This window comes from Halopseudomonas xiamenensis (assembly GCF_014219065.1).
Taxonomy (GTDB): Bacteria; Pseudomonadota; Gammaproteobacteria; order Pseudomonadales; family Pseudomonadaceae; genus Halopseudomonas; species Halopseudomonas xiamenensis.
In genome coordinates, this window is record NZ_JACLGO010000004.1 from 148155 (window position 1) to 164172 (window position 16018).

The window sequence follows — 16018 nt, forward strand, 5'->3', positions numbered from 1 at the left end:
TCTGAGCAGTGCCTAGACCAGCGCCAGCCACAACCAGCCGGCGACGCCACCGGCCAGCAGCATGCCGGCCAGGCTCCAGCCCGACTGACGCCGCAAGCGGCGGCTCAGATGCTCTTCATGGTGGTCCGACAGCAGAAACGGCAATCCCCGGTGCGGTGGCTTGCCGAGCATGTGCACCACCGGCGCCCCGGCCGCGTCCTGCACCTGCCGCTGCGCCTCGCTGGCCGCGGCGGCGCGTACCTGCTGCCATTCATGCTGGTCGAGCTGACCATCGCGGTTGCGATCGAAGCGCGCCAGCAGGTCGGTGTAATCGGCTTTCCAACTGCTGATGACCTGCCGCGCAATGCGCTGCGGGTCCATGGCTTCGCGCCCCCCGCCGCGGCTTTCGAACCAGCCCAGCGCATAGAGCACATCATCCTGCTGCAGCCATTCCTCGGTATAGCGATAGCGCCGCCCGAGCAGGACTCCCAGCACGCCGGTCTGGGCACTGGCCGAAAGGGGCCAGCGACGGTTGCCTTCCCAGCGCCGGCGCTGACGCGGATGCACCTCGGCGCCCTTGGGCTGTATCCAGCACTGACCGGTGTCATCGCATAGCAGGAATGGCCGGTCGGACATGCCGCGCTCCACCGTTCGCCACTCGCGATTACGCCCGCTACGGCGATATTCCTCCACGGTAAAGCGGTACCACAGGCAGGCACGACCGCCCAATGGCGATATCAGTGGTGCGTGCCCACCCGCTTCCAGCCGCCCGTTCAGCTCCACCAGCCCCTGGGCCGCGGAGCGGACCTTCGAGGTCGGTGTATCCTCCACCCAACGCGCACGGCGTAGCCGGCTGAACATGCGGTACAACAGCCACAACGTCAGCAGCGAGCTGAGCGCGGTGGCGATGGCATGGACGTTGCTGGAGGTGACCAGGCCACCGGGCAGTTCGATCATGAAAACAGCTGGCGCAGGTTCACATCGGCCTTTTCCGCTTCGGAAAACTGCAGCAGCTCGGCGCCATGGAAGGAGAACAGCCGTGCCACCAGTACATCGGGGAACTGCTCGATACGCACGTTGTTGATATTCACCGCCGCGTTGTACAGCTCACGGCGGTCGGCAATACCGCTTTCCAGGCCGGAAATACGCTGTTGCAGATGCTGGAACGAGCTGCTGGCCTGCAGTTGCGGGTAGTTTTCCGCCAGCGCGAACAACTGGCCGAGACCGTTGCGCAGCGCCGTCTCCGCCTGGCCCAGCTGCTTCAGGTCGGAGCGGTCCCGGGCCTGGCCGACCGCATTGCGCGCACTGATCACCCGCTCCAGGGTCGCCTGCTCGTACTGCATGTACTGCCGGCACGCCTCCACCAGCTTGGGCAGCTCCTCATGACGCTGGCGCAACAGCACGTCGATGTTGGCCCAGGCCTGGCTGACCCCATGCTTGAGATTGACCAACTGGTTATACAGGGTGATGCCATAGATCAGCGCCACCACCAACGTCGCCACCAGGATAACGACCGTCACATTGCCCCAGTCCATTCACCGCGCTCCTTTTTTTGCGGCCAGAGACACTCCAGCACTTTGTTTCAAACCACAGACCCGGTAATCTTCGCACATAATTCAACAACAGCTGTACGGGGCGAAGGCAGATTTCGCCACCGACACCACTGCAGGGCTGCTCTTCATGCTGCGTAGACTCATCCTGATGCTGGTCGTGTTCATTCTTGTCGTAGCCGCCCTCGGCGCCTGGAAATTCTGGTCGATCAAGCAGCAGATAGCTGCTTTTACCGCACCCAAGCCGCCCATCCAGATCAGTGCCGCACCAGCCGAGACCCTCGACTGGCAAAGCCGGCTGCCCGCCATCGGTACCCTGACCGCAAATCTGGGGGTGGAGCTGACCGCGGAAACCGCCGGCACCGTCGGGCAGGTGCTGTTCGAATCGGGCCAGCAGGTCGAGGCCGGGCAGAAACTGCTGGTGATGCATGATGATGTCGAGCGAGCCAGCCTGGCCACCGCCGAGGCGCAGGTCTCGCTAGCGCGCCTGGATTTCGATCGCCAGCAGAACCTGCTGCAGCGCCAGAGCATCTCCCAGGCACAGTTCGACCAGGCCGCCTCGACCCTGCGCCAGGCCCAGGCAAGGGCCGACGAGTTGCGCGCCATTCTGCAGAAGAAGACCATCAGCGCACCCTTCTCCGGACGCATCGGCATCAGCCGGGTCGATCCCGGCGACTACCTTTCCCCCGGTACGCTGATCGCCACGCTGCAGGACCTGTCCAGCCTGTACGTCGACTTCAGTCTCGCGGAAAAGCACTATCCGCAGCTGGCCCCGGGACAACAGGTGGAGCTGAGCGTGGCGGCCTTCAGCGACCAGAGCTTCAGCGGCGAGATAACCGCCATCAACCCCCGGGTCGATGCCAGCACCCGTACCCTGCTGGTGCGCGCCCAGGTGAACAACCCCGAGGAGCAACTGCTGCCGGGTATGTTCGCCGAACTGAATGTCCTGCTGCCGGACGCCCAGCCCCGCATCGTGGTGCCGGAAACCGCAGTCAACTTCAGCCTCTACGGCCACTCGGTGTATGTGATCCAGCCAGCATCGCCAGGCGCCGAGGATAGTGAACAGAGTGCCGATGGCGAACCGCCGGCGCTGCAGGTCCAGCGGCGCTTCGTCACCACCGGCGAGCGGCGTGCGGGTCAGGTCGTGGTACTGCAGGGGCTGGAGCAGGGCGAGCGGGTGGTCAGTGCCGGGCAGCTGAAGCTGGATGACGGTTCCGCGGTCATCATCAACAACAGCAATCCGCTGTAAGGTCCCGATCATGGCATTCACCGATATCTTCATCCGCCGCCCGGTGCTGGCCTCGGTGGTCAGCCTGCTGATCATCCTGCTCGGCATGCAGGCCTTCAATAGCCTGACCGTACGCCAATACCCGGAAATGGAGAATGCGCTGATCACCGTCACCACCTCCTACCCGGGGGCCAACGCCGAGGTGATCCAGGGCTATATCACCCAGCCGATCCAGCAGAGCCTGGCCAGCGCCGAGGGTGTCGACTACATCAGCTCGGTGAGCCGGCAGAACTTCTCGGTGATCCAGGTCCATGCCCGCCTCGGCGTGGATACCGACCGGCTGTTCACCGACGTGATGTCGAAGACCGCCGAGGTGCGCAACCAGTTGCCGGTCGAGGCCCAAGAGCCGGTGATCAGCCGCCAGGCCGCCGATACTACCGCGCTGATGTACATGAGTTTCTACAGCGAAACCCTGAGCAACCCGCAGATCACCGATTACCTGTCGCGCATCGTGCAGCCGCGCCTGGCGACCCTGCCCGGCATCGCCGAGGCCGCCATCCTCGGTCGCCAGACCTTCGCCATGCGCCTGTGGCTGGACCCGGTGCGCATGGGCGCACTGGGGGTTACCGCCAGCGATGTCAACCAGGCGGTGCGGCGCTACAACTTTCTCGCCGCCGCCGGGGAAACCAAGGGCGAGTACGTGGTCACCAGCGTGAACGCCTTCACCGACCTGCAGGACCCCGAACAGTTCGCCGCCATCCCGGTGCGCACCGACGGTGACAACCGCATATTGATCAGCGACATCGCGCGGGTCGAGATGGGCGCCGAAAGCTACGATGCCATCAGCTTCTTCAATGGCATTCCTTCGGTCTACATCGGTATCGAAGGCACCACCACCTCCAACCCGCTGGACGTCATCGCCGAAGTACGCGCAGCATTGCCGGAGATCGAGGCGCAGCTGCCGCCGGAACTAAAGCTGTCGGTCGCCTACGACGCCACGGTATTTATCCAGGCCTCCATTGACGAGGTGATCAAGACCCTGATCGAAGCGGTGATCATCGTCATCATCGTGGTCTTCCTGTTCCTCGGCTCGGTACGCTCGGTGATCATTCCGGTGGTAACCATCCCGCTGTCGATGATCGGCGTACTGTTCTTCATGCAACTGATGGGTTACTCGATCAACCTGCTGACCCTGCTGGCGCTGGTGCTGGCTATCGGGCTGGTGGTGGATGATGCCATCGTCGTGGTGGAGAACATCCACCGCCATATCGAGGAGGGTCAGCCGCCCTATCAGGCGGCATTGCATGGTGCCCGGGAGATCGCCATGCCGGTGGTGGCCATGACCATCACCCTGGCGGCGGTGTATGCGCCGATCGGCTTCCTGCAGGGTGTCACCGGCGCGCTGTTCAAGGAATTCGCCTTCACCCTGGCCGGCTCGGTGATCATCTCCGGCATCGTCGCGCTGACGCTGTCACCGATGATGTGCTCGCGGCTGCTGCGCCCGACACATGCCTCAAGCGGCCTGGCGGCGCGCCTGGACCGGCTGTTCGATGGCCTGCAGCAACGCTACCAGCGTACCCTGCACAGCAGCATGGACACCCGCGGCGTGACCCTGACTTTCGGCGTGCTGGTACTGCTGCTGATTCCGGCGCTGCTGATGTTCACCCGCAGCGAGCTGGCGCCCGAGGAAGACCAGAGTTTCATCTTCATGCTGGCCAACGCCCCGAAGACCGCCAACCTGGACTACCTGACCCACTACACCGATGAGCTGAACCGGCGTCTCCAGGAGTTCGACGAGTACGAGGGCCACTTCCAGATCAATGGTATCGATGGCGTGCAGAGTGGAGTCGGCGGCTTCATTCTCACCCCCTGGGATCAGCGTGAGTTGGGGCAGAAGGAACTGTTGCCGCTGGTCCAGCGCAGCCTGGATGAGATTGCCGGCCTGCAGGTCTTCGCCTTCAACGTGCCAGCGCTGCCCGGCGCCGGCGAAGGCTTGCCATTGCAGTTCGTGATCGGTACACCGGGCGATTACGAAACCTTGCTGCAGGTCACCGAGCGCGTCGCCCAGCGCGCCCAGGAAAGCGGCAAGTTCGCCTTCCTGGATGTGGATCTGGCCTTCGACAAGCCGGAGATCGCTCTGGAGATTTCCCGCGAGAAAGCCGCCCAGATGGATGTGGCCATGGAGGATATCGGTATCACCCTGGCTTCGCTGCTCGGCGAGGGCGAGATCAACCGCTTCAGTATCGAGGGTCGCAGCTACAAGGTCATCGCCCAGGTCGAGCGGGCCTACCGCGACAACAGCAGTTGGCTGAACCAGTACCAGGTGCGCAACCGCCAGGGCGAGATGCTGCCGCTGGGCTCGTTGATCAGCGCCAGCGAGCATGCCCGCCCCACCCAGCTCAACCAGTTCCAGCAACTCAATGCCGCGCGCATCCAGGGCGTTCCGCTGGTCAGCATGGGCGAGGCACTGGCCACCCTCGAGCAGATCGCCAGCGAGGAACTGCCGCAGGGCTACACCGTGGACTATGCCGGCGCATCACGCCAGTTCAAGCAGGAAGGTGCCGAGCTGTATGTCACCTTCGTCCTGGCCCTGGCCTTGATCTACCTGGTGCTGGCGGCGCAGTTCGAGAGCTTCCGCGATCCGCTGGTGATCCTGGTCACGGTGCCGCTGTCGATCTGCGGTGCACTGATACCGCTGTTCCTGGGGATCTCCAGCATGAACATCTATACCCAGGTCGGACTGGTGACACTGATCGGGGTGATCAGCAAGCACGGCATCCTGATCGTCGAGTTCGCCAACCAGTTGCAGCGCGAGAAGGGACTGGGCGTACGCGAGGCCGTCGAGGCCGCCGCAGCCATCCGCCTGCGACCGGTACTGATGACCACCGCAGCCATGGTCTTCGCCATGGTTCCCCTGCTGCTGGCACGCGGCGCCGGCGCGGTGAGCCGCTTCGACATCGGTGTGGTGATCGCCAGCGGCCTGACCATAGGTACGCTGTTCACCCTGTTCGTACTGCCGGCGGTCTACGTCATGCTCAGCGGCAAGGCCAAAGCCCAACAGGCAAACGGGCAGCAAGCAATCCTGTAGGAGCGCACCGCTTGTGGGAGTAGCCTGCGGGAGCGCCGCCCCGGCGCGAAGCGGGCTCGCAGGCTATGCAATTACAGGCAAGACAGTACTCGCCGCCAGTCTGCTTCGCGCCGGGGCGGCGCTCCTACAAGTTTACCTACTGCATGTCCAAGGCTCTAAGTGAACAGCGACTCCCCCGTCAGGCCATGCTGCTCGAAGATATCGCGCAGACGCTTGAGTGCCTCGACCTGAATCTGCCGTACCCGCTCGCGGGTCAGGCCGATTTCCCGGCCTACCTCTTCCAGGGTACTGCTTTCATGACCACGCAGCCCGAAGCGGCGGGTGACCACCTCGCGTTGCTTCTCGCTCAGTTCCGACAACCACTGATCGATGCTGGCGTTGAGATCCTCGTCCTGCAGCAGCTCGCTGGGATCACCGGCCATATCGTCCGGCAGGGTATCGAGCAGGGTCTTGTCCGAGTCCGCCCCCAGCGGCACATCCACCGAAGCCACCCGCTCGTTCAGGCCGAGCATGCGCTTGACGTCCTCCACCGGACGATCCAGCAGTTCGGCGATTTCCTCGGGGGTGGGCTCATGGTCGAGCTTCTGGGTCAGCTCTCGGGCGGCGCGCAGATAGATGTTCAGTTCCTTGACCACATGGATCGGCAAGCGAATGGTCCGGGTCTGGTTCATGATCGCCCGCTCGATGGTCTGGCGAATCCACCAGGTGGCATAGGTGGAGAAACGAAAGCCGCGTTCGGGATCGAACTTCTCCACTGCCCGGATCAGCCCGAGGTTGCCCTCTTCAATCAGATCCAGCAATGCCAGGCCGCGGTTCACATAGCGACGGGCAATCTTGACCACCAGCCGCAGGTTGCTCTCGATCATGCGTTTGCGCCCGGCCGGATCGCCCTTCTGCACCAATCGAGCGAAATGCACCTCCTCCTCTGGTGTAAGCAGCGGAGAGAAGCCGATCTCGTTGAGATACATCTGGGTAGGATCGAGTTGGCGGGTGAATTCGAACGCGTTTTCGCGTTGATGATTGCGCGGAGTGGTCACCCGGGTTCGGGCTGGTTCCTGCGTATCGTCGCAGGTTTCGAGCCTGGCCTGGTCCATCAACTCCGTATCGTCGCTGATGTGCCGGTCAGGCGCATTATTATTAACTGCCATGTGCATGCCCCATCTTCAGTCGAAACACGATCGAATTGCTCAATGCAATCCGGTGCGCGTCAGTCTCCGCTGACTACCGCCGGGAATGACAGCCCCGCTCGCCATCCCGGTGCTTCCTGCAGTGTGTCTGGAAACTATGACAATGCTGATACAGCTTTGTTTTGAACAAGTTCACAATTTGGGCAAATAACCGAGCGGATCAACAGGCTGGCCACGACGACGGATCTCAAAATGCAGCTTGACCCTGTCGGTACCACTGCTGCCCATTTCAGCAATCTGCTGCCCAACCTTGACCTGCTCTCCTTCCTTTACCAGCAAGCGGCTGTTGTGGGCGTAGGCACTGAGATAGTTTTCATCATGCTTGATGATGATCATGTCTCCATAACCGATGAGCCCACGCCCCGCGTATACCACTGAACCGTTTGCCGCAGCTTTCACAGGCTGACCCAATTGACCGGCAATATCAATCCCTTTGTTCAAACTGGTATTTGACTGAAAACGTGCGATCAATGGGCCCTGCGCCGGCCATTGCCAGCCGGTAAGCGCAGCGGGAGCGGGCGTGCTTGCCGGCTTTTGTGTAACAGTTTGTTGCGAAGATGGGCGAGGTGCCGGAGTCGGTGTGGCCGCCGGGGTAGTTGGACGCGACTGTACCGCCCCGCCACTGGGCGGTCTGGAGGCAGTGGAGGCCGGCGCGCTGGAACGAGGGGCGGCGGAGCCGGAACGGCTGGCCAGACTCAGGCGCTGACCGGGATAGATGGTGAAGGGCTCGCGCAGGCCATTGTTTGCTGCCAGCGCTTTCCAGTCCCATCCGTAGCGAAAAGCAATGGAATACAGGGTATCGCCCCGCTGCACCACATGGCTGCCGCTGGTGACCTGTGGCACACGGGCGCTGCCACGGCTGCGATCATCCACCGGCACGGTGCCCGCCGGGCCGGCACAGCCGGCCAGCAGCGCCGCCAGCAGCATGACTGCGGGTAATCCGATACTGCCGATACTCCATTGCCTCACAGTCGCTCCCCATGTTCGGTTAGGGTAGGTACCCGGCCGGTCGCTCAACGCTGACGCATACGCTGACCGACCCATTCCAGGGACAGCACCAGGATAATCGCCGCCAGCATCAAACCCAAGCCGCCCAGCCAATAGGATGGCTCCCCGGTCAGGGTCTCGTAGCTGCCCGGCAGCAGGTTGCTCTGCTGCACCGGTTCCATGGCGCCCTTGCTGTTCTCCCGCCAACTCAGTGTCTGCTTCCAGGGCCAGACCTTGTTCAGCGAACCTATCAGCAAGCCGGTAGCCAACGCCATGGTGGCACTGCGCGCATGCTGCAATAACCAGGACACCAACCGGGAGAAACTCAGCAGCCCCACCACGCAGCCGAGAGCGAACACCGCCAGCAGCGCCAGGTCGAAGGACCTGACCGCGCCGAGAATGGTTGCATACAGGCCGAGCAGTACCAGCACGAAACTGCCCGAGATGCCCGGCAGGACCATGGCGCAGATGGCGATCGCCCCGGCCAGGAAGATCATCAGCGGCGCGGCAGACCACTGCAGTGGCCCAGCCACGGTGATCATGTAGGCAAAGACAGCGCCGAGCAATACCAGCAGCGCCGTCCAGATATTCCAGCGACGCACTTCGCGCCCGACCACATAGACCGAGACCAGGATCAGGCCGAAGAAGAACGACCAGATCAATTCTGGATGGGCCTCCAGCAGGTAACCGATCAGGTTGGCGAAAGCGGCGATACTGGTCAGGACCCCGGCCAGCAGCGAGACCAGGAAAGTACCATCGATCGCCCGCCAGGCTTCGCGCACCCGGCCACGCAGAAGCCACAGCAGCTTATCCGGGGTACAGGCGCTGATCGCCGCCAGCAACCGCTCATAGATACCGGCGATCAGGGCAATGGTGCCGCCGGAAACCCCCGGCACCACATCGGCGGCCCCCATGGCCATGCCCTTGAAGAAAATCAGCACATATTCCGAGAAGAGGCGGTTCAAAAGCGTATGGCTCCTGTCAGTAGAGGGACGAAACGTACCGGTTCGACCTGCTGACGAATGAATTGATCCCCTTCGCGGGTCACCAGGGTGAGAAATTGTTCCCGCTCACCCACCGGAATCACCATGCGCCCACCGTCAGCCAGTTGTCCCAGCAGCTCGCTGGGTACCTCGGCCGGGGCGGCAGTGACCAGGATCGCATCGTAGGGTCCGTATTGCGGCCAGCCCCAGTTGCCGTCGGCATGACGGAACACCACATTGCGGATATCGACATCCTTGAGCACCGCCTTGGCCCGCTCCTGCAGTGGCAGAATACGCTCGACACTGAATACCCGCTCCACCACCTGCGCCAGGATGGCGGTCTGGTAACCCGAGCCGGTGCCGACCTCCAGCACCTTGTCCAGCGGTCCGCCACCGAGCAGCAGCTCGGTCATGCGCGCCACGATATAGGGTTGCGACAGCGTCTGGTTGTGCCCTATGGGCAGCGCCGTGTCCTCATAGGCGCGGTGCGCCAGCGCCTCATCGACGAACAGATGCCGGGGCGTACGCCGAATCGCCTCGAGCACATGCAGATTGCGGATGCCCTCTTCGAACAGCCGTTCGAGCAAGCGCTCGCGGGTGCGCTGCGAGGTCATGCCGATACCGCTTTTCAACAGGTCCTCACGCACCGTGCCGTACCCTCAGGCCGCCCAACCAGCCATCCAGATGATCGAATACCTCATAATGGGTCTTGTCGATACGCAGTGGCGTAACCGAGACATAACCTTGCATCACCGCGTTGAAATCGGTTCCCTCGCCGCCATCCTCGGCATCCCCGGCCACCGATATCCAGTAGCCCTCCTTGCCCCGCGGATCGGTCCACTTGACCGGCTTGGCAGCACGCTCCCGGTGCCCCAGGCGGGTCAGCACTATGCCCTTGATACGTTCGAGCGGCAGGTTGGGAATGTTCACATTGAGGATGGTGCGCGGCGGCAGTTCCAGCTGCGCATGCCCCTCGACCAGGGTGCGGGCGATGGCGGCGGCGGCCGGCAGGTTGTCCGTCTGGCGGCTGACCAGCGAGAAGGCCATCGCCGGATGAGCCAGGAAGCGCCCCTCCAGCGCCGCCGCCACGGTGCCCGAATACAGCACGTCGTCGCCCAGGTTGGCCCCCAGGTTAATGCCCGAGACCACCATATCGACGCTATCGGCGAACAGTGAGTTGACCCCCAGGTGCACGCAGTCGGTGGGCGTACCGTTGAGACCGACGAAGCCGTTGTCCAGGTAGAACGGCCGCAGCGGCTTGTCCAGTGTCAGTGCACTGCTGGCCCCGCTGCGGTCCTCATGGGGGGCGACCACCACGCAGTCGGCATAGTCGTCCAGGGCGCCGTGCAGGGCCTTCAGGCCCGGCGCCAGCACACCATCGTCATTGGCAATCAGAATACGCATCAGATTTCGCTTTCCAGTCCGCCGCCCGGCTCGTCTACCAGCAGTACCAGCTCGCGCAGCACTGCGGTGGCAAAGCAACCGGTGGGCAGGGTGAATTCAATTTCCAGGCTATCCGGTGCGGGATAATGCCACGTCAGGCCGCTGATGGGGAGGCGCAGAATACGCCGCTGCTGCTCCAGCCCGGCAGTTTCCAGCCATTCGCACAATTGCGGCTCGGCATTGGCCAGTTGCTGCTCCATCTGCAGCACCTCGGCACCCACCGGCGGGACGCCCGTGCCCCACAACGGACCGGTGACATGCACATCCAACTCATCGAAGCGCCGGTCGTCGGCGGCCAGCCGCTCGGCGGCGAAATGGCTGCGGCTGTCGGTGAAGGCCAGGCAGTCGCCGGGCAGCAGGTGATTCCAGCTGTCATCGGCCACCCGCTGTGCCAGCAGCCGGTTGAACAGCAGACTGCGCGCCGTCGACAGCAGCCGCGAACGGGTACCCCGCGCCGGCGGCAAGGCGCCGCGCTCGGCCCACTGCCGCGCCTGCTGGATGTTGCCGCCGTCGCGACCGAAACGCTGCGGACCGAAATAGTTCGGCACCCCCAGTTCGGCCACACACCGCAGCCGCTGGTCCAGCGCTTCGCGTTCGGCCTGCAGACTGCTCAGGCGAATGACAAAACGATTGGCACTGTGCGCGCCCCGTTGCAGCTTGCGCGAATGCCGCTGGCTGGCCAGGCAGCGCAGGTGCTCATGCCATAGCCCGGTCAGATCCGGGTCGGCGCGGCCCGGCAGCTGTAGGCTGAACCACTGGCTGGTGACCGCACGGCGATCCTTGAGACCGGCATAGCTGACGTCCTTCAGCTTGATGCCCGCCTGCCGGGCCAGCAGCCTGGCGACCTCCTCGGTGTTGAGATCACACTTCTCGATCAGTAGCCACAGGTGCTCGCCCTGCCCGCTCAGCTCGATATCCAGCACCTCGGTGACGCGGAAATCCGCCGGTTGCGCCTTGAGTACCGCACGACCGCAGGGCTCACCATGGGCCCGGGGTCCCAGCCATTGGCTGTCAGTGTCGCTCACAGCGCCAGCAACAGGGCAACCGCATCCACGGCTATGCCTTCCTTGCGCCCGACGAAACCCAGCTTCTCGGTGGTGGTGGCCTTGACGTTGACCTGATCCAGTTCCACCTGTAGATCTGCCGCTACCCGCTCGCGCATCGACTCGATGTGCGGTGCCAGTTTCGGCGCCTGGGCGGCGATGGTGACGTCCACATTGCCGACCTTCCAGCCCTTGGCATGCACCAGCGCCAGCGCCTGGCGCAACAGTATGCGGCTGTCGGCGCCAGCGAAGCGCGGATCGGTATCGGGAAAATGCCGGCCGATATCACCCAGCGCGGCGGCGCCGAGAATCGCATCGGTCAGGGCATGCAGCACCACGTCACCATCGGAGTGAGCCACCAGGCCGCGATCATGGGGTATACGCACCCCGCCCAGGGTGATGAAATCGCCATCACCGAAACGGTGAACGTCGTAGCCGTGACCAATACGCATGAGAGACCTGCCCTGCTGAAAACGAAGGACAGATCTTACAGTGTGCGGATGACGGGCAGAAGCACTTTGGTCGGGGCGGCGTCATCCGCGTTTAGTGCCGGGAGTCTTTTTCCAGAGCCTGCCAGGAACAGGTTGGCCGGCAGGGCCGTGCCGACACGCCGTGAACCCATCCCTGGGGGCTCGCTGCCGCCATCCCTGGCGGCAGACGGTCGGCCCAACCCTGCCGGCCAACCTGTTCCGCAAATATCTGTGCTGCTGATGGTTTTAAACCCTCAGCAGCACCAATGCTTGCGCCTTTGCGCCGGGAGCGGCCTACCTGCGACCGTTTGATGCCAGGGATGGCATCAACGAGCCTACAGGGACGTATTCACGGCGTGTCGCAGGTAGGCCGCTCCCGGTGTAAAGGAAACTCGGAGCATGCAGCAGATAACAAGACGCCCTACCCCTTCAGCGCCCGGGCATGATGGCGCAGGTGATCATCGATGAAACTGGCGATGAAGAAGTAGCTGTGATCGTAGCCGGGCTGACGTCGCAGTGTCAGTGGGTAGCCGGCAACTTCCGCAGCGGCTTCCAGGGCCTCCGGCTTGAGTTGCTCGACGAGGAAGTTATCGGCCTCGCCCTGGTCGACCAGCAGCGGCAGGCGCTCACTGGCATTGGCGATCAGCTCGCAGCTGTCCCACTGCTTCCACTGCTCACGGTCATCGCCCAGGTAGTTGCTGAAGGCCTTCTGGCCCCAGGGACAGTCGATCGGATTGACGATCGGCGCGAAGGCCGACACCGAGCGGTAACGCCCGGGGTTCTTCAAGGCACAGACCAGCGCACCATGGCCGCCCATGGAGTGGCCGCTGATGGCACGCCGGTCCGAGACCGGGAAGTTGGCCTCCACCAGCGCCGGCAGCTCGTCCACCACGTAATCGTACATCTGGTAGTGCCGCGCCCAAGGCTGCCGGGTGGCGTTGACATAGAAACCGGCACCCAGGCCGAAGTCCCAGGCCGCCTCCGGGTCATCCGCCACACCCTCGCCGCGCGGGCTGGTGTCCGGTGCCACTATGACCATGCCCAGTTCCGCCGCCAGGCGCTGGGCACCGGCCTTCTGCACGAAGTTCTCATCGGTACAGGTGAGTCCAGACAGCCAGTACAGCACCGGCAAGGGTTCGCCCTGATCCGCCTGCGGCGGCAGGAAAATCGCGAACACCATGTCACAGCCCAGCACCCGGGAACGGTGCCGGTAACGCTTCTGCCAGCCACCAAAGCACTTGTTGGCTGACACCAGTTCAATCACAGAGTCCATTTGCAGCTCCTCTCGCCAGACGTCCGGGTTGTCGAGCGCCTCGGGCCGCGATTGGACCGGGTCACGTTGACCGGGTCACGTTGACCGGGCTGCGATCAGCTCGACGACAGGCTCGACAACCCGATACCGCATCAATCAGAAGTGGATGACCGAACGAATGCTCTTGCCTTCGTGCATCAACTCGAACGCCTTGTTGATATCCTCCAACCCCATGGTATGGGTGATGAAGGTATCCAGCGGAATCTCGCCCTTCTGCGCTTTCTCCACATAGCCGGGCAGCTCGGTACGGCCCTTGACCCCACCGAAGGCACTGCCGCGCCAGACCCTGCCGGTGACCAGCTGGAACGGACGGGTGCTGATCTCCTGGCCGGCCCCGGCCACGCCGATGATGGTCGACTCACCCCAGCCCTTGTGGCAGCACTCCAGCGCCGCACGCATCAGCTGCACATTGCCGACGCATTCGAAGGAGTAGTCCACGCCACCGTCGGTCATTTCGACGATCACCTGCTGGATCGGCTGCTCATGGTCCTTTGGATTGACGAAGTCGGTGGCGCCCAGCTCGCGGGCGATATCGAACTTGGCCGGATTGATGTCGATGGCGATGATGCGCCCGGCCTTGGCCATCTTGGCACCGATGATCGCCGCCAGACCAATACCGCCCAGGCCGAAGATCGCCACCGTGGCGCCCTCTTCCACCTTGGCGGTGTTGAGCACCGCACCGATGCCGGTGGTCACACCGCAGCCGAGCAGGCAGACCTTCTCCAGCGGTGCCTCCTTGGGGATCTTCGCCAGCGACACTTCCGGCAGCACCGTGTACTCGGAGAAGGTCGAGCAACCCATGTAGTGATAGATCGGCTGACCCTTGTAGGAGAAACGGCTGGTGCCATCGGGCATCAGGCCCTTGCCTTGGGTCTCGCGTACCGAGCTGCACAGGTTGGTCTTGCCGGACTTGCAGAATTTGCACTGGCGGCATTCGGCGGTATACAGCGGGATCACATGGTCGCCGACCTCAAGCGAGGTAACGCCCTCGCCCACGGCCTCGACGATGCCGCCGCCTTCATGACCGAGAATCGCCGGAAACACTCCTTCCGGGTCTTCCCCGGACAGGGTGAAGGCATCGGTGTGGCAGACCCCACTGGCGACGATACGCACCAGCACCTCACCAGCCTGCGGTGGGGCCACATCCACTTCCACGATTTCCAGAGGCTTGCCTGCTTCGAACGCCACAGCGGCGCGGGACTTGATCATGGGACCCTCCGTCTCCTGATGAATGAAATATCAGGAGGGAGTGTAGTAGACCAGCCAGGTGTGGATAATAGCCCGCGAGACAAAACATTATTGCCATACAGGGATAATACCTATGCAGGTCTGTCAATCATGAGCCGCTGGAGCGGGCTGGATGAATTCGTCTGCGTGGCCGAACTGGGGCATTTCAGTGGCGCGGCGCAGAAGCTCGGCGTGTCCTCCTCGCACGTCAGCCGCCAGATCGCCCGGCTGGAAGACCGGCTGCAGACGCGGCTGTTCTACCGCAGCACCCGTCGGGTGACCCTGACCGAGGCCGGACAGACCTTCCTGCAACACTGCCAACGCCTGCAGGATGCGCGGGACGAAGCCATGCAGGCGGTCACCGACCTGTCCAGCGAGCCCAAGGGCCTGCTGCGCATGACCTGCTCGGTGGCCTACGGCGAGGAGTTCATCATGCCGCTGGTCAATGACTTCATGCAGCAGCATCCGCAGCTGCGCATCGAGATGAGCCTGACCAACCAGACCCTGGACCTGCTGCACGGCCAGTTCGACCTGGCCATCCGCCTCGGGCGGCTGCAGGACTCGCGGCTGGTGGCAACCCGCCTGGCACCGCGACGCATGTACCTGTGCGCGGCGCCGGCCTACCTCGAGCGTCATGGCGCACCACACAGTCTGTCCGAACTGCCACGGCACAACTGCCTGATCGGCAGCAGCGATACCTGGAGCTTCGCCGAAGCCGGCCGCGAGATTCCGGTGCGGGTACAGGGCACCTGGCGCTGCAACAGCGGTCGCGCGGTGCTGGATGCGGCACTGCGCGGCTTCGGGCTATGCCAGCTGCCGGACTATTATGTGCAGGAACACCTGAGCAGCGGTGCCCTGCGCGCCCTGCTCAGCCAGCACCAGCCACCGCATACCGCGGTCTGGGCGCTGTATCCGCAGCAGCGACACCTGTCACCGAAGGTGAGGAAACTGGTGGAGTATCTGAAACAGGGATTGAGTCAGCGGGTGGAGTACCGGCATTGAACCCAAAAAAGGGAGCCCGAAGGCTCCCTCTGTACGGCGCTGCCAACCTTACTTGAGGTCTTCGGCACGCTGCTGCAGTTCCGGGTCGGTCTGCAGGCGGGTGGCGATTTCGTTGTAGGTCGGTACGTCCAGATCGGCATCCTGTACTGCTTCGACCATTTTTTCCTGCGCTTCAAGCTGCAGTTTCTGTGCTTCTTCCTGATCTTCTGCCTTGCTCAGCTTCTCCGAGAACTCGTCACGGATATCCGAAACTTCTTCATCAGCCTTGACGAACTTCTTCAGGTTGTCATCGCTGATCGGAGCTGCGGCAGGCTGGCCCTGTTCGTATTGCTGAGGAGCGGTACCCTCGGCCTGCGCCATCACAGCGGGTGCACCGATACCGAAGGTGGCAAAGGCAATGGCGGCGGTCAGTGTCTTGAGATGGTTCATGGGTGCTTCTCCTTCTGTTGAAAGTAAGTAGACCGATCCACAAAGCGTGCCAGAATTCGAAATAACTCCATATCTCATTGATTAAAATGG

The 16018-nt window shown here is 63.1% G+C and carries 15 protein-coding genes; 3 read left to right on the top strand and 12 right to left on the bottom strand.

What is annotated here, in order from left to right:
• Positions 1–12 precede the first annotated feature (12 nt).
• The gene (locus H6X51_RS04270) at positions 13–936 is read right to left on the bottom strand and encodes a GIDE domain-containing protein (protein ID WP_185266272.1); all 924 of its coding nucleotides are present in this window, start codon (positions 934–936) and stop codon (positions 13–15) included.
• Complete coding sequence (locus H6X51_RS04275) at positions 933–1514, bottom strand: LemA family protein (protein WP_185266273.1); 582 nt, start codon at positions 1512–1514, stop codon at positions 933–935. The genes H6X51_RS04270 and H6X51_RS04275 overlap by 4 nt, the downstream gene beginning before the upstream one ends.
• 145 nt (positions 1515–1659) lie before the next feature.
• On the opposite strand from H6X51_RS04275, the gene H6X51_RS04280 reads away from it, so the two are divergent.
• Together H6X51_RS04280 and H6X51_RS04285 are read left to right on the top strand one after the other, a co-directional pair.
• Positions 1660–2778 (top strand): efflux RND transporter periplasmic adaptor subunit, encoded by a 1119-nt coding sequence (locus H6X51_RS04280; protein WP_185266274.1) that lies wholly within the window; start codon positions 1660–1662, stop codon positions 2776–2778.
• 10 nt (positions 2779–2788) lie between these two features.
• The gene (locus tag H6X51_RS04285) at positions 2789–5845 is read left to right on the top strand and encodes a multidrug efflux RND transporter permease subunit (protein ID WP_185266275.1); all 3057 of its coding nucleotides are present in this window, start codon (positions 2789–2791) and stop codon (positions 5843–5845) included.
• Positions 5846–6000: 155 nt separating this feature from the next.
• On the opposite strand, the gene rpoS is transcribed toward H6X51_RS04285, so the two are convergent.
• The 9 genes from rpoS to H6X51_RS04330 form a co-directional block, all read right to left on the bottom strand.
• Entirely contained in the window at positions 6001–6999 is a 999-nt protein-coding gene (gene rpoS / locus H6X51_RS04290) for an RNA polymerase sigma factor RpoS (protein WP_407925942.1), read from the bottom strand.
• 165 nt (positions 7000–7164) lie between these two features.
• Positions 7165–7959, bottom strand: a complete 795-nt coding sequence (locus H6X51_RS04295) for a peptidoglycan DD-metalloendopeptidase family protein (RefSeq protein WP_185266277.1) — start codon at positions 7957–7959, stop codon at positions 7165–7167.
• 86 nt (positions 7960–8045) lie between these two features.
• Positions 8046–8939, bottom strand: coding sequence for a DUF368 domain-containing protein (locus H6X51_RS04300; protein ID WP_185266309.1), 894 nt, complete (start codon positions 8937–8939; stop codon positions 8046–8048).
• 41 nt (positions 8940–8980) lie between these two features.
• Complete coding sequence (locus tag H6X51_RS04305; protein WP_185266310.1) at positions 8981–9616, bottom strand: protein-L-isoaspartate(D-aspartate) O-methyltransferase; 636 nt, start codon at positions 9614–9616, stop codon at positions 8981–8983.
• A 25-nt stretch (positions 9617–9641) separates the two neighbouring features.
• Complete coding sequence (surE, locus tag H6X51_RS04310) at positions 9642–10406, bottom strand: 5'/3'-nucleotidase SurE (RefSeq protein WP_185266278.1); 765 nt, start codon at positions 10404–10406, stop codon at positions 9642–9644.
• Positions 10406–11470: a tRNA pseudouridine(13) synthase TruD gene (gene truD, locus H6X51_RS04315; RefSeq protein WP_185266279.1), complete on the bottom strand. Its 1065-nt coding sequence runs from the start codon at positions 11468–11470 to the stop codon at positions 10406–10408. Before truD ends, surE begins: the two co-directional genes overlap by 1 nt.
• Positions 11467–11940, bottom strand: coding sequence for a 2-C-methyl-D-erythritol 2,4-cyclodiphosphate synthase (gene ispF / locus H6X51_RS04320; protein ID WP_185266280.1), 474 nt, complete (start codon positions 11938–11940; stop codon positions 11467–11469). Before ispF ends, truD begins: the two co-directional genes overlap by 4 nt.
• A gap of 439 nt (positions 11941–12379) precedes the next feature.
• On the bottom strand, positions 12380–13231 hold the full coding sequence (gene fghA, locus H6X51_RS04325; protein ID WP_221627210.1) for an S-formylglutathione hydrolase: 852 nt from the start codon (positions 13229–13231) through the stop codon (positions 12380–12382).
• A gap of 135 nt (positions 13232–13366) precedes the next feature.
• Positions 13367–14479: an S-(hydroxymethyl)glutathione dehydrogenase/class III alcohol dehydrogenase gene (locus tag H6X51_RS04330; RefSeq protein ID WP_185266281.1), complete on the bottom strand. Its 1113-nt coding sequence runs from the start codon at positions 14477–14479 to the stop codon at positions 13367–13369.
• 129 nt (positions 14480–14608) lie between these two features.
• On the opposite strand from H6X51_RS04330, the gene H6X51_RS04335 reads away from it, so the two are divergent.
• Positions 14609–15499 carry a LysR substrate-binding domain-containing protein gene (locus tag H6X51_RS04335; protein ID WP_185266282.1) on the top strand — a complete coding sequence of 297 codons (891 nt, stop codon included), beginning with the start codon at positions 14609–14611 and terminating at the stop codon, positions 15497–15499.
• Positions 15500–15547: 48 nt separating this feature from the next.
• Here the strand turns inward: H6X51_RS04335 and H6X51_RS04340 are convergent, their stop codons facing one another.
• Positions 15548–15928 (bottom strand): DUF4168 domain-containing protein, encoded by a 381-nt coding sequence (locus H6X51_RS04340; protein WP_185266283.1) that lies wholly within the window; start codon positions 15926–15928, stop codon positions 15548–15550.
• Between the last annotated feature and the right edge of the window lie 90 nt (positions 15929–16018).